Here is a 13,897-nt window from a genome sequence, read left to right as displayed (position 1 = left end):
CTGCCGGAGGAAGGATCAGCCCAGCGCCGATTCGGCGCCGCCGCTGTCGAGCAGCAGGAGCCCGCAGACGTGGCAGGCATTCAGGAAACAGGCGACGTCGCCGCGCTCGGCCCGGCTCTCTTCGGTCAGTTCTTCGGCGGTCATCGGCTGACGGATCAGCAGGCGAGCCTGGCGGGAAAACGCCGTGTCGGACAGCGCCTGCAGCGGCACCTGCGGCAGCATCAGGCGCACATCGCCGGCCAGGTCGGGGTGCAGGGCGCCTTCCGAGAGCGCGAGCCCGGCGCGCCACTTGAGTTTGGTCAGATTGTTCTGCTCGAGACCGTTGGTGTAGTCGATGAGCTCGGCACTGGTCAGCGTGCGCGCGCTCGAGGCCTTGAACGCGTGCCGCAGCAATCGGGCCAGTTCGCGGTCCGAGGCGCCCGAGTACCAGGCCCCGGCTCCCGTGTCGATGATGACTTCGGGCAGGTCTCCGCCACCGACCAGGACCGGCTGGTCCCAGTGGTGCCGACGCAGGTGCTCGGCCAGCGGCAGGTCGTCATCGTCATCGCCGAAGGACATCACTGCCCAGGCCGGCAGGGCCTCGCCGGATTCCTCGTCGAAATCGGCGTGCCGAAGTTCACCCAGCAACTGGATGAGCTGCTGCGAGCGGATCGGCTTGGTCAGCATGAACCGGGCCGGGAAATCGCGCTTGCGGGTCAGCGCGACGACGGGCACCGTGCCGCGATTGAGCTCGGGCCAGGCCGCGGCACCCTCCGCTTCGTCGACATCGACCAGGATCACATCGCCTTCGTCGGCTTCGGAAATCGTGACGCGGAGGTCGGCCTTGCTACCGGCCAGCCCGACAAGCGAGCGCAGGACGCGAACGTCCTTGTCGACGAGGTAGCGGACCTGGATACGGAGCAGATCAGTCATTCGGTCGGGCCGTCGGAGTCACCGTCCATGGGACTCTCATGGTACCGGAGCCGACCGCCCAGCCCAAGCGGCTGATCCGCGAACCCCGTCACACTCCGGGCCCCGACCTAGGACACGGCGCTAGTCGATGCGTGCAACCGCCGCAACCAGCAGTCGCCGGACGCGCTCCATGGCGGATGCCAGCACGCGATGGATCTCCTCTTCCGAAATCGGCGTGTCCGCGACGCCCGCCGCGGCATTGGCGACGACGCAGAGGTTGGCGTAGTCCATGCCGATCTCGCGGGCCAGCCCGGCTTCGGGCATTCCGGTCATGCCGACCACGGTGCACCCGTCACGGGCCAGGCGCGCGATCTCGGCGGCCGTTTCCAGTCGCGGCCCCTGGGTCGCGCCGTAGCAGCCCTCGGTCACCAGGGGTACGCTCGACTCGCTGGCCGCCTCGATCAGGGCGCGGCGGACCGCGCCGTCGTACGGCTTCTCGAACTCGACATGGCGCAACGGCGCGGAGCCGCCGTCACTGAACGTATGGGCCCGTCCCCAGGTGTAGTCGATGAGCTGGTCGACGGCGACCAGCGCGCCGTTGTCCAGGGCCGGGTCCACCGCACCGACCGCGCTGACCGCGATCACCCGGGTGCACCCGAGCGTGCGCAGCGCATGGAGGTTGGCGCGATAGTTCACGCGGTGCGGCGGAATCCGGTGCGGGCGTCCGTGGCGGGCGAGGAACCAGGCGGCGCGGCCGTCGAGATCGATCCGCACGGGGCGCGCCGAGGGCGGACCGAACGGCGTGGTCAGCGCGGTCGATTCGTACGCGTCGAACAGGTCCAGGGCACCGGTGCCGCCGATGATTCCCACGTTGGCGCTCGTCATCCCCGGCCTCCCTGGTGCATCAGTGACCGTCGCCGTCCACGGGGAGCGCCCAGATCCCGGGCAGCTCCCGCCAGTGCTCGGCGTAGTCCATGCCGCAGCCGAACACGTAGCGGTCCGGAACGTCGAGGCCATGGTAGTCGATCCAGTCCCTGGGCAAGCCCCGGTCATGCAGCTTGCGGGCCAGTACCGCGGTCGTCACGTCATGCGTTTCCGACAGCCGATCGCGGACCGCCGCCAGCGTGCTGCCCTCGTCGAAGATGTCGTCGACCAGCAGCACCGTGCAGCGACGGTCCGGCAGCTTCGGCCAGCGCACCCACTCGATCTCGCCGCCGCGCAGGGCACCGCGGTAGCGCGTGGCATGGACATAGTCGATCCGCAGGGGACGGTCGAGCCTGCGCGCCAGTTCCACGGCGGGAAACAGGCCGCCGGTCATCACGGTCAGCAGCAGGATCTCGCCGTCGGGCAGCGCGTTGTCCAGGCGCTGGGCCAGGTCGTCGTACGCGGCCTGCACCCGCTCGGCCCCGAACAGGCATTCAGCATCGTGGGGCAGTCGGCGCGGCCTCATCGCTGGTCTCCGTCGGCTTCGGTGCCGGCGAGCTCCGGCGGCACCGCGTCGATCTTCAGCGTGCGGGTCGGGAACGCGATCTCGGCACCATGGCTCTCGACGATCTCGCCGATCTTCAGCAGCACGTCCTCGCGCACCTCGTGATACTCCTGCCAGACGATCGTTCGGGTCATGCAGTACACCATGATGTCAAGGGACGATGCGCCGAAGCGATCGAAGTGCACGATCAGGGTCTGGTCGCTCGCGATTCCCTCGTGCGACTGCAGCATCGACCGGATGTCGTCGACCACCGAGCGGACCTCGGCGAAATCGTCGTAGCGTACGCCGATGTGTTCGCTGATCCGGCGATGCGTCATGCGCGACGGGTTGACGACGGTGATGGTCGTGAACACCGAGTTCGGCACGTACATCGGACGGCGGTCGAACTTCATGATGGTGGTCACCCGCCAGCCGATCTGCTGGACCACGCCTTCGATGTCGCGGTCGGGCGAACTGATCCAGTCGCCGACCCCGAAGGGCCGGTCCATGAACACCATGAAGCCGCCGAAGAAATTGGCCAGCAGATCGCGCGCGGCCAGGCCGATCGCGATGCCGCCCACGCCGCCGGCGGCCAGCAGGCCGGAGATGGGGATGTCCAGGATCGCCAGGATGGTCAGGATGCCGGTGACGACCACCGCGATCCGGACGATCCGCCCGAGCACGCTGATCGTGGTCATGTCGTAGGTTTCGTCGGCCTCGCGCTTGTGGTGCACGTAGGCCTGCTCGAATCCCTCGACCAGACGGAACAGCAACCAGGTCACGGTCGCGACCAGCAGCAGCTGCTGGCCCAGCGCCAGCAGGTCGAGCGAGAACACGATCGCTTCGGTGTGCGGCTCGAGCACGCGGGCGGCGCTCAACAGGCCCTGGCCGTAGATGAGCAGCGAGATCGGCCGCTTTCCGGCGTACACGAGCGCATCGTCCCAGAGCGTGTTGCTGCGTTCGGCCAGCTTCTCCAGCCGATTCATCGCCTTGCGGTAGATCAGGTCGAGCAGCAAGGCCCCGAGGATCACCAGGAAGGCCTGTAGCGTCCACGGGTTCATGCCGATCATCGCCGCGAGGCGCTCCATCCAGTCAGCCACGGGCGTCCTCCGCCAGGGTGGTCAGGGTCTGCTTCCAGGCCCGGAATTCGGGCACCAGCTGCTGTTCGTCGAGGGTCAGCCGGGCGCGGCCGTACAGGGGCGAAAGATCGACTTCCGGAACGGCGTCGCCGAAGGCGTCCAGCGCAGCCGGCACCGAACCCGGGTCGCAGACCAGGGCCAGGTCGCAACCGGCCGCGAGCGCCCGCCGCAACCCCTCCGGCGGCCCGCCGGCGCAGGCGGCGCCGGCCATGTCGAGGTCGTCCGAGACCACCAGCCCGCCGAAGCCCAGCTCGTCGCGAAGCACGGCGCCGAGCCAGCGCTCGGAGAACCCGGCCGGCCGATCATCGATCTCGGGATAGATCACGTGGGCGGGCATGACCAGGTCGAGCTCGCCGGCCAGTTCGCGGAACGGCACGAGGTCGTGCTCGCGCAGCGTGGCCAGGTCGCGCGGATCGCTCACCTCGGTCAGGTGACTGTCGGCGCGCACCGTGCCGTGGCCGGGAAAGTGCTTGCCGCAGGCCGCCATGCCGGCATCGCGCATGCCGGCGATGTAGTACCGGGCGAGATCGGCCACGGCCTGCGGATCGCCGCTCAGCGCGCGATCGCCGATCACGTCGCTGTCGCCGCCGAGATCCAGCACCGGGGCCAGGCTCAGGTCCACGCCGTGGCCCAGCACTTCCGCGGCCATGATCCGGCCGTGTCGATAGGCCAGGTCGCGCGCGCGATCCGGATGGCTGCCGTACCAGCGGCCGATCACGGCCAACGGCGGAAGCGGCGTGAACCCGGCCCGGAAGCGCTGCACGCGGCCGCCCTCCTGGTCGACGCAGATCAGCAGGCGAGCGCCCCTCTCGTCCGATTTCAACCCGCGCAGTTGCTCGGTCAGTCCGGCCAGCTGCTCCGGAGTCTCGTAGTTGCGAGCGAACAGGATGACGCCGCCGACCGCCGGATGCATCAGGCGTTCGCCGGTTTCGGCATCGAGCTCCAGGCCTTCGATACCGACGATCAGTGGACCCGCATCCCGCTTGCTCATCCCGCCTCCCGCTCGAATACGGCCAGCGATTCGACGTGCGCGGTGTGCGGAAACATGTCGGCCACGCCCGCCTGCTTCAGCTCGAAGCCGTGGGTGTTGACGAGTTCGCCGGCGTCGCGCGCCAGCGTTGCAGGATCGCAGGAAACGTAGACGATCCGACGCGCGCCGCTGGCCGCGACCAGCGGCAGGACGTCCAGCGCTCCCGAGCGCGGCGGATCGATCAGCACGCCGTCGAATTCGCCGCGCAGCCAGTCGAGCTGCTCCGGCGGCTGCTGGAGATCGGCAGCACGGAACTCCGCGTTGTCGACTCCGTTGGTCCGCGCGTTGCCCCGGGCGGCCTCGACCATCGCCTCATCGAGCTCGACGCCGAGGACCGAACCGGCGCTGCGTGCCAGCGGCAGCGAGAAGTTGCCGAGGCCGCAGAACAGGTCGAGCACCCGGTCATCGGGGCCGGCATCCATCAACGCCACGGCGCGTTCGGTCAGACGCCGGTTGATGGCCGCATTGACCTGGACGAAATGCTGCGGGTGGAAGTCCATGACCAGGTCGAAAACATCGAGGCGATACTGCAGGCGGTGTTCGGCCGGATGCAGCCGGTGCACCGTATCGGGCCCCTTGGGCTGGAGGTAGACGGCAATGCCGTGATCGTCGGACCACGCCACGAGCCGGGCCTTGTCCTGGTCGGTCAGCGGCTCGAGGTGGCGGAGCACGATCGCGGCGGAGTCATCGCCGGCCGCGCACTCGACCTGGGCGATGCGATCCGGCGTGCTCATGCCGCCGATCAGTTCCGACAGGCTCATCAGGCGATCGGCGAAGGCCGGATGGAGCACGTCGCACCCTTCGATATCGGCGACATAGCGGCCGCCGACTTCGCGAAACCCGACCAGCACGCGCCCCTTGCCCGGCACCAGGCGGGCGCTCAGGCGGGCACGGCGCCGATAGTTCCACGGCTCGGCGGTGACCGGGTCGAGCCAACGCTCCGGCTCGACGCGCCCGATGCGCTTGAGGTTCTCGGCCAGCCGGCCCTGCTTCCAGCGCACCTGCGCCTCGGCGTCGAGGTGCTGCAGCGCGCAGCCGCCACAGTTGCCGAACCACTCGCAGCGCGGCACCACGCGCTCGGAGGATGCCTCGTCGACGACGACGGTGATCGCCTCGTCGTACTTGCGATTGCGCCCGGTCAGCCGGGCGTGGACCCGCTCGCCGGGCAATGCGCCGTGGACGAACACCACCTTGTCGTCGAGGCGCCCCACCCCCCGGCCGTCATGGGCCAGGTCACGGATCTCGATCTCGACGGGCTCGGCCGGCAGCCGCCGGCGACGACGACGGGCCAAGCCGCTACTTCCGCTGCCAGCTTCCGCTGGCGTCCTGGTAGTACCAGCCCGGACGGGCGTTGGCGATCCAGCGGCGAGCGAAGGTCTCGCGGATGTCGTCCTCCCAGTCCGGCTGGCCGTTGGCGACCGCGATCTCTCGGTAGACGGCACGCCGGTCGGCGTTTTCCTCGGACACCACCTGCTCCAGCTCGCGACGCTCGGACAGGCCGACCGCCGAGCGATCGCGGATCTCGACCAGGCCGTCGTTGCCGAAGCCGATCGCACCGGCATCGAACCAGGCGGCGAGATGCTCGGCGTGCCGCTGGGACATGCGCGCCTTGATCGCATTGATCTGCGGGCTTTCGATATCGATGTCCGCGCCCTGGGCGTGCGCCGACGGAATCAGCGCGTCCAGCAGTCGCCCGGCAAGACCCGGGCTGCTCGGGGCCGGCGGAGCGAGCGACGCCTGTGGCTCGGCCTGCTCACCGATCACGTCGCGGATGAAGCGGTCGGCGGCCTCTTCGGCGGCCGCCTCGGGGAAGTACACGTTGATCGTCACGCAGGCGACGACCACGCCGCACATCAGCATTGCGCAAAGCCACTTGATCGGATTGGTCTTCATCGAGTGTTTCTCCTCGGAACGGTAGCGGAAACGGGTGCAGTGACGATGGCAGTGACGCTTGCAACGACGGTCGAACGAGTGAAGCGGGCGCAGGCGCATCGATCATCCTGGAGACCAGTCTGCGGCCGCCGGATTGAACCTCCGCTGAACGCTTGCAGTGTACCAAACCGGCCCGCGCCGGCCGGTGCGCCGCAGCCCCGGATTCCGCTCGAAGGTCCGTGGTCAATTGCCGACCTTGACGCCCTCGCCGCGCGTTGCCGCGCGCAGCTGCCTGAGCAGCACCGGCCAGTCGACCTGGCGACGGAAGCCGACCACGTCGAGGCGGGGAATGCCGCGCCCGGCGACGATCCGGTAGCCGCCGCCTTCGACCTCGTCGAGTCCGCGCATCTCGCAGACGTTCGCCGCCAGCCGACAGCCCAGGCCGATCTCGCGATAGGCGAATTCGTCGAACAGGCCCAGCAGGGGCGCCGACAGCGCGGCCGAGCCGCCGCCCCCGACGCTGGCGATCTGGTCGACGGCGCGCTGCGAGATGCGCCGAGGAAGCGGCGTGTCGGCCGGCGCATAGAACCAGGCGTCGAAGGCGACGGGCTGCCAGTCGAGCAAACGCAAGCCGCGCACGTGGCCCTCGAGTTCGCCCTGCATCGCGCCGAACTCGAAGGCCGAGGTCAGCGGCGCCAGGTCCAGCCGCTCGAACTCCACCGAAGCGGACAGGGCCGGCAACGTGCCGAAGGGTCGCTCGATGGCGAGGCCGCGGATCCGCGCCCGGCCCGAGAAGAGTTCCAGATCGAGACCGCCGTCCACTCGAAGCGCTCCGCCGTCGAGGCGAACGCCGGGAATGCGGCCCGACAGGCGGCCGCCGAACTCCGGCAGGCCGAGGTTGCGGGTCAGCGCGGCCAGGTCCAGCGGTTCGATCGCGGCATCGAGGTCGATGGCCGGAGAGTCCGGATCGCTGCGGTCGACGACCAGCCGGTCGATCCGGACCGCACCGTCGAGCAGCGGAACGCGCAGCGGCTCGACCAACTCGAGGGAACCGCCCTGCTCGACCAGCGTCCACGATGCCGCCCCGAGCGGCAGGCGGTACAGCGTGGCCCGGTCGAAACGCACGTCCAGCCGGTCCTGGAGCGCGTCCGCGTCCACCCCTTCGGACCCATCGCCCTGCTCTTCGCGCATCGAACCGTCGCCGAGCACCACGCGTCCCTGCAGCCCCTCCACACCGGCACGACCGGCCGGATCGTCGATCGCCACGTCCCGCCATTCGAGCCGCGCTTCCAGCGCGTCGTCCGAATGCCAGTCCAGCCTGCCCGAGAGGCGGCCGGCGATCCGCAGGCCGGGCCAGCCCGCCCGGGCCGCCAGCGACTCGAGCCCGAGCGTCCAGGCCCGATCGAGATCGACCGTCTCGAGGTCCAGCGAAGCACGGCGCAGCGCCGGTTCATCGAACAGGCTGGCCACGCGGGCGCCGAGCACGGCCCGGATCGCATCGCCTTCGCGGTCCGCCGCATCGACGTTCACATCGAGCCGCAACCGGAAGTCATCCCCTCCGGCGGGTTCGAGCGCGCCCTCGACCCGAACCGCGCCCTCCGGCGGCGGCAGGTAGGCCGGGCCCAGCAGCGCTTCGCCCGCCGTCCAGGCCAGGCGGCCGTTCAGGCGCCCCTCGGCCAGCTCCACGGCCCCGGAAAGATCGAGATCGGCCCCGGCATAGCGGCCATCCGCCGTATCGAAGGCCAACGAACGCAGCGCTCCCTCGATGCGCAGCGGATCGGCGCCGAGTTCCACGCGGGCGTCGAGCCGACCGTCCTGCACGCTGACCGCCGAGCCGGCTCCGATCAGCCAGCCTCGCAGGGGCCACGCCTCCGCCCGCACCTCGCCGGCGGAGACGTCCCAGTGCACGCGGCCGTCCTCGTCGCTCAGCATCAGCGCGGCGGCATCGCGCTGGAACGCCGCGTCGGCCAGGGTTGCGCCATCATCGCCGGCGCGTTCGACCGTGCCGCGTTCGCAACGCACCGGGCCAGCGCCGCAGCGTGCCGAAAGCGTTCCGAAGGATCCCGGGCCGGGCAAGGTGACGCCATCGAGCTGCGCCTCGACGGCCCCATCGGCGGCCGCGTCGATGCGCACCGAATCGAACCGTGCAGCGCCGGCCTGGACGCGCTCGGCCTCGAGCGACCATTCGAGCGCCGCGTGGGCACCGGACCCGGGTCCGACCCCCGGGCTTGCAGCGATTCCGAGCGCGAGCGCGGCAGCCGACACGGGGACGGAACGGACGGCATACGGTGGACGGCGGGCGTTCATCGGCTACCATTGTGCGTCATGGGCACGGGGATTGGCAGCGGTGTTCGGGACGCATCGGCGCTGGCGTCGCTGCGCGTGCTGGCGGTCGACGATCACCCGGTCAATCGCGCGTTCCTGCGCGCCCTGCTCCGCCACCGCGTCGCGCACTTGTGCCTGGTCGATTCCGGCGCACGGGCGATCGAGGCCTGCAGTACGGAGCGCTTCGATCTCGTCCTCCTCGACCTGCACATGCCGGACTTCGACGGCTTCTCGACCTGGGACGTACTGCGCCGCAGCGCCGAGGCACCGGTCGCGATCGCCCTGACGGCCGACGCGCGCGACGCATCCCGCAGACAGGCTGAGGAGGCCGGCTTCGGCGGCTACCTGGAAAAGCCCGCCACGCCCGACGTGCTGCTCGACACCCTGGTGCGCGTCGCCGGCGGCCAGCGGGTCTTCGAGCGCCCCCTCCCGGCCGGCGGCATGGCGCCGTTGCTCGACGACCGCCACGGGCTCGACGCGCTGGGAACGCGCGACCGCCTGGACTCGCTGCGCGCGGCATTCGCCGACGAACTGGCCGATGGCCTGGCGCCGCTGGAACAGGCATTGACCGACGGAAGGATGGACCGGGTTCGGGACTGCCTGCACCAGTGGATCGGGGCCAGTGGCTACGTCGGCGCCGACCGCCTGGCGCGCGCCGCCGGGCGGCTGCGCACCGCGCTGGTCGCACCCGGGGCGGATGCCGTGGGAATTCGTTACCTGCAGTTCCGGCGCTGCGCGGAAGCGACGGTGACCGCGATGCGATTGACCCGCTCAGCCTGAGCCCGGCGGTTCCATCAGTGCGCGCATCGAGCGCACGGCGTTCTCGAGCCCGTCGAACAGGGCCCGCGCGACGATCGCGTGGCCGATATTGAACTCCCGGATCCGGCCCAGCGCGACCAGCTCGGCGGTGTTGTCGTAGTGCAGACCGTGGCCGGCATTGACGACCAGGCCGGCCGCTTCCGCACGGTCGGCGGCCGCGGCGATCCGCTGCAGTTCGCGCTCCGCCTGCGCGCCCCGCGCTTCGGCCCAGCCGCCCGTGTGCAGCTCGATCACCGGCGCACCGACCTCGGCCGCCGCATCGACCTGATCGGGGTCGGGGTCGATGAACAGGGACACCCGGATCCCGGCCTCGGCGAAACGCCTGCAGGCCTCGGCGACCCGGTCGCGCTGACCGTCGACGTCGAGACCGCCTTCGGTCGTCAGTTCCTGCCTGCGCTCGGGCACGAGGCAGACGTCGGGCGGTCGGTGCGCGAGGGCAAATTCGATCATCGCGTCGTCGACCGCCATCTCGAGATTCAAGCGCGTGGTGACCACCTCGAGGAGGGCGGCGACGTCGGCATCCTGGATGTGCCGGCGGTCCTCGCGAAGGTGGACCGTAATCAGGTCGGCGCCGCCGCGCTCGGCGATCCGGGCGGCCTCGACCACCGACGGGTAGTCGGTGCCGCGCGCCTGCCGGATCGTGGCGACGTGATCGATGTTGACGCCCAGCAACGGGCGGGGCTGCGAAGTCATGGCTTACTCCCGGTACAGGCGCGGCGTTTCGAGCCTACGTCCATCGAGTTGGTGCTCGATCAATTCTCGCATGAGCCGGCGAGCGGCAGCGGCCTGCTCGGCGCTCAGCTCACGGCCGGCGGCCAGCGCGCGGAGCAGGTCTCCGGACACGACCTGCTCGCGCCCCGCCCGCTCGCGACCGCCCGCCGCCGGCCCGCCGACCGGTTCCGGACCGCGCACCGGATCGACGCGATACCAGCCGTCGGGTTCGACGGCGATGCGCGCCTCACCCACCACGTCGAGTTCGGGCGCCACGCCGAGTGCATTCAGCAGAACCAGCTCGAAGCGACGCAGCGCCGATGCCTGTCGCGACGCATCGGCCAGCGCCGGCAGCAGGTGGGCATAGGCGATGAATACCTCGGATTCCTCGACGTCGCGCGGCAGCAGTTTCAGGAGCAGTTCGTTGGCGTACAGCGCGCACCACAGCGCGCGACCGGTCGGCACGCCGGTCCGACCGACCGGCTCCGCGCCGGTCAGGGTCGCCATCTCGCCGCGGCGCACCCAGCTGACCTCGAGGGGAACGAAGGGCTGGCCCAGCGGCCGCAGGGCGGAGCGAGCGCCCCGTGCGCCGCGGGCCACGCCGGCGACCCGGCCGTGGGTAGCGGTCAGCAGCTCGACGGTCAGACTGGTTTCGCGATAGGGCCGCCGGTGAAGCACGAAGGCCGGTTCACGGTCGACCCGGTTCATCACGCGTCGTGCTCATCCAGGCGCCCTCATCGAATCCGGCTCAACGCTCGTAGCCCAGCTTGCCGAACAGGGCCTCGCGCTCCATCCAGCGCTCCATGACCGCGACGTTGAGGTCCAGGCGTACCGGCTGTTCGAACAGCTGCTGCATGGCCTGGCGGGCGCGCGAGCCGATCCGCTTGAGGGTCTGGCCGCCCTTGCCGATGACGATGCCCTTGTGGCGTTTCTCGGCGACCAGGATACGCGCTGCGATCTGCAGGCGACCCTCGTCCTCGGCGAATTCCTCGACCACCACGGTGGTTCCGTACGGTATTTCCTGGTGCAGGTTCTCGAGCAGCTGCTCGCGGACCAGTTCGGCGGCAAGGAAGCGCATCGGTTCGTTGGTGAACAGGTCCGGCGGGTACAGCGGCGGCTGGGCCGGCAGGCGAGCGACGATCGAATCGAGCAGCTTCTCGATGCCGTCATCGCGCAGCGCCGAGACGAAATGGACCTCTTCCGGCTCGACGTCGGCGGTCCATCGCTCGGCCAGCGGCAGCAGTTCGGCACGTTTCTGGACGCGGTCGATCTTGTTGAAGGCGAGCAGGAACGGCCGCCCCGACTGCGCGGCGGCGCGCAACGCCATGCGGTCCTCGTCGGTCGGTTTGGCGGCATCGACCAGGACCAGCAACAGGTCGACGCCCGGCAGGGTTTCGGCTGCAACCCGGTTCAAGTGGCGGTTCAGGGCATGGTCCCGGCGCTGGTGCATACCGGGCGTGTCGACCAGCACGACCTGGCCGCGCGGATGGTTGACGATCCCGGTCACGCGGTGCCGCGTGGTCTGCGGCTTGTGCGTGACGATCGAGACGTGCTCGCCGACGAGGCGGTTGACCAGCGTGGACTTGCCCGCGTTCGGTCGGCCGATCAGGGCAACCGTGCCCGAGTGGAGCGCTCGTTCTTCCGTCATCGCTGCTGCTCCGCCTCGATCCGCTCGAGCACCGCGCGCGCGGCGGCCTGTTCGGCCTTGCGACGCGACCCGGCCGTGGCCTGCACAGGGGCATCCAGCACATCGACCGTACAGGACACGGTGAATTCGCGCGCATGGTCGGCGCCGCGTTCCTCGATCACGCGATACTCCGGCAGGTTGAGACCGCGCGCCTGGAGAAACTCCTGCAGGCGCGTCTTGGGGTCCTTCAGCATGTCGACATCGGGCAGTGCGTCCAACCGAGGACGCAACAGCGCCTCGACCAGCTGCCGGGCCCGATCGACGCCGCCGTCGAGCAGCGCCGCGCCGAAGATCGCCTCCAGCGCATCGGCAAGGATGGACTCGCGAAGATAACCACCGCTCTTGAGTTCACCGGGGCCGAGGCGCAGGTGGTCGCCGAGCCCCAGCTCGCGGGCGACCTGGGCAAGCGTTCGATCCCGGACCAGGCGTGCCCGCATCCGCGACAGGTCGCCTTCGGGCGCGTCCGGTCGCTCTTCGAACAACAGGGCGGCGATGGTGAAATTGAGCAGCGCATCGCCGAGGAACTCCAGGCGCTCGTTGTGCCGATATCCGTGGCTGCGGTGGGTCAGTGCCTGCTCGAGCAGCGCCGGGTCGCCGAAGACGTACGGCAGGCCCGGCAGCGAGACGACCCGCGCCGGGCTAGTTGAGGACTTCGACACGCTCGAACGACACCACCACGTCGATATTGCCGATCAGGCTTTCGCGAACCTCGTAGTCGAGGACCAGCTGCGGCTGCGGCGACTTGACCAGCCGGATCTGCTCGGCCCGCAGCGAGCGCACGTAGTTGACGCTGAGTTTGCGCGACAGCAGGTCGCGGATGCGGGCTTCGCTGTACTGCGCCGATCCGGGCTCTTCGGCCAGTCCCTTCATCGCGCTGACGATGTTGTAGTGGTTCATGTAGATCGGGACGAGTTTCATGCCGATATAGGCGCAGAAGACGACCGCCGAAAGCAGCAGAAGGAACCCGATCAGCGTCATGCCCTTGAGGCGATTCTTGTTCATGCGTTCTCCCAACCGTTCCAGACCATCAGCGCCGGGAGCGCGATTCCCGGGCAGACCCTTCCCCCGATCGGACGCAGGCAGGCTCGCTCACGCCAGCCATCCGACGTCATTCAATCCTATCACCGATCCTCGAGAAGTCGACACAGAAGCCGCGCCCGCAATCCCAGTGCATCCAGATGCGGACCGCCTTGCCGACGAGATTTTCCTCGGGCACGAAGCCCCACGCACGGCTGTCGCGCGAGTTGTCACGGTTGTCGCCGACGGCGAAGTAATGCCCTTCCGGAACGACCCAGCTGCGGCCGTCGGCGGGGCGACGGCTGGGATGGATCAGGATTTCGTGCTCGACGTCCCCGATCCGCTCGATCCGACGCTGCGGCCGCGTGCCCGGAATGTTGCGATTCAGGCCCTCGCCCATCCAGGGGCCGACGATGTCCTGCTCGACCGGCTCGCCGTTGACGAAGAACATCTTGTTCCGATAGGTCACCGTGTCGCCGGGTACGCCGATGACACGCTTGATGTAGTTGACGCGAGGCTCTTCCGGGAATCGGAACACGAAGACGTCGCCCCGCTCCGGCTCGCCCGTGTCGAGGATCTTGGTGTTGAGCACGGGCAGACGCAGCCCGTAGGAGTACTTCGACACGACGATGAAGTCGCCGATCAACAGCGTCGGGATCATCGACCCGGAGGGGATCTTGAACGGCTCGAACAGGAACGAGCGGAACACCAGCACGAGCAGCAGGAGCGGAAAGAACGATGCCGCGTACTCGACCGGCCGCGAGGGCTCGTCGTTGCTCGCCTCCCCGGCCAGAACACGGGCCCGACGGCGCCGCTTGAGAACGAGCTTGTCGAGCAACCAGATCACGCCGGTGGCCAGCGTCAGGAGCGTGATGATCAGAGCGAAATCCATTCGGTGACAGTCCTTGCGTTTCGTTGCGGCCGCCCATGGCTCGCTG

15 protein-coding genes are annotated in these 13,897 nt (G+C 69.5%); 1 reads left to right on the top strand and 14 read right to left on the bottom strand.

Annotated features, from left to right (window positions below):
- Positions 1-15 precede the first annotated feature (15 nt).
- From KUV67_11950 to KUV67_11915, 8 genes are all read right to left on the bottom strand, one after another.
- Entirely contained in the window at positions 16-912 is an 897-nt protein-coding gene (locus tag KUV67_11950; GenBank protein ID MBY6205597.1) for a hypothetical protein, read from the bottom strand.
- A gap of 120 nt (positions 913-1,032) precedes the next feature.
- On the bottom strand, positions 1,033-1,776 hold the full coding sequence (locus KUV67_11945; GenBank protein ID MBY6205596.1) for an S-methyl-5'-thioinosine phosphorylase: 744 nt from the start codon (positions 1,774-1,776) through the stop codon (positions 1,033-1,035).
- A gap of 19 nt (positions 1,777-1,795) precedes the next feature.
- Positions 1,796-2,341, bottom strand: a complete 546-nt coding sequence (locus KUV67_11940; protein ID MBY6205595.1) for a hypoxanthine-guanine phosphoribosyltransferase — start codon at positions 2,339-2,341, stop codon at positions 1,796-1,798.
- Complete coding sequence (locus tag KUV67_11935) at positions 2,338-3,459, bottom strand: mechanosensitive ion channel family protein (GenBank protein ID MBY6205594.1); 1,122 nt, start codon at positions 3,457-3,459, stop codon at positions 2,338-2,340. Before KUV67_11935 ends, KUV67_11940 begins: the two co-directional genes overlap by 4 nt.
- The gene (gene nagZ / locus KUV67_11930; protein ID MBY6205593.1) at positions 3,452-4,489 is read right to left on the bottom strand and encodes a beta-N-acetylhexosaminidase; all 1,038 of its coding nucleotides are present in this window, start codon (positions 4,487-4,489) and stop codon (positions 3,452-3,454) included. The genes KUV67_11935 and nagZ overlap by 8 nt, the downstream gene beginning before the upstream one ends.
- The gene (gene rlmD, locus KUV67_11925; protein MBY6205592.1) at positions 4,486-5,820 is read right to left on the bottom strand and encodes a 23S rRNA (uracil(1939)-C(5))-methyltransferase RlmD; all 1,335 of its coding nucleotides are present in this window, start codon (positions 5,818-5,820) and stop codon (positions 4,486-4,488) included. Before rlmD ends, nagZ begins: the two co-directional genes overlap by 4 nt.
- Positions 5,821-5,824: 4 nt before the next feature.
- Positions 5,825-6,421: a YdbL family protein gene (locus KUV67_11920; GenBank protein MBY6205591.1), complete on the bottom strand. Its 597-nt coding sequence runs from the start codon at positions 6,419-6,421 to the stop codon at positions 5,825-5,827.
- A gap of 222 nt (positions 6,422-6,643) precedes the next feature.
- A complete protein-coding gene (locus KUV67_11915; GenBank protein ID MBY6205590.1) occupies positions 6,644-8,707 on the bottom strand; it encodes a YdbH domain-containing protein in 2,064 nt (687 codons plus the stop codon).
- 18 nt (positions 8,708-8,725) lie between these two features.
- Here KUV67_11915 and KUV67_11910 point away from each other — a divergent pair, with 18 nt between their 5' ends.
- A complete protein-coding gene (locus tag KUV67_11910) occupies positions 8,726-9,505 on the top strand; it encodes a response regulator (protein MBY6205589.1) in 780 nt (259 codons plus the stop codon).
- Here KUV67_11910 and pdxJ read toward each other — a convergent pair.
- The 6 genes from pdxJ to lepB all read right to left on the bottom strand — a co-directional run bounded on the left by pdxJ (position 9,497) and on the right by lepB (position 13,851).
- The gene (pdxJ, locus tag KUV67_11905) at positions 9,497-10,237 is read right to left on the bottom strand and encodes a pyridoxine 5'-phosphate synthase (GenBank protein MBY6205588.1); all 741 of its coding nucleotides are present in this window, start codon (positions 10,235-10,237) and stop codon (positions 9,497-9,499) included. The genes KUV67_11910 and pdxJ overlap by 9 nt on opposite strands.
- A 3-nt stretch (positions 10,238-10,240) precedes the next feature.
- Positions 10,241-10,963: a DNA repair protein RecO gene (gene recO, locus KUV67_11900; protein MBY6205587.1), complete on the bottom strand. Its 723-nt coding sequence runs from the start codon at positions 10,961-10,963 to the stop codon at positions 10,241-10,243.
- Between the two features lie 40 nt (positions 10,964-11,003).
- Positions 11,004-11,903 (bottom strand): GTPase Era, encoded by a 900-nt coding sequence (gene era, locus KUV67_11895; protein ID MBY6205586.1) that lies wholly within the window; start codon positions 11,901-11,903, stop codon positions 11,004-11,006.
- A complete protein-coding gene (rnc, locus tag KUV67_11890; GenBank protein ID MBY6205585.1) occupies positions 11,900-12,562 on the bottom strand; it encodes a ribonuclease III in 663 nt (220 codons plus the stop codon). The genes era and rnc overlap by 4 nt, the downstream gene beginning before the upstream one ends.
- Positions 12,563-12,581: 19 nt before the next feature.
- Positions 12,582-12,944, bottom strand: a complete 363-nt coding sequence (locus tag KUV67_11885) for a DUF4845 domain-containing protein (GenBank protein ID MBY6205584.1) — start codon at positions 12,942-12,944, stop codon at positions 12,582-12,584.
- 106 nt (positions 12,945-13,050) lie between these two features.
- Positions 13,051-13,851, bottom strand: a complete 801-nt coding sequence (lepB, locus tag KUV67_11880) for a signal peptidase I (protein ID MBY6205583.1) — start codon at positions 13,849-13,851, stop codon at positions 13,051-13,053.
- Positions 13,852-13,897 lie beyond the last annotated feature (46 nt).

Origin of the sequence: Halomonas denitrificans (assembly GCA_019800895.1) — a bacterium.
Taxonomy (GTDB): domain Bacteria; phylum Pseudomonadota; class Gammaproteobacteria; order Xanthomonadales; family Wenzhouxiangellaceae.
This window is presented reverse-complemented; position numbering and strand designations above follow the sequence as displayed.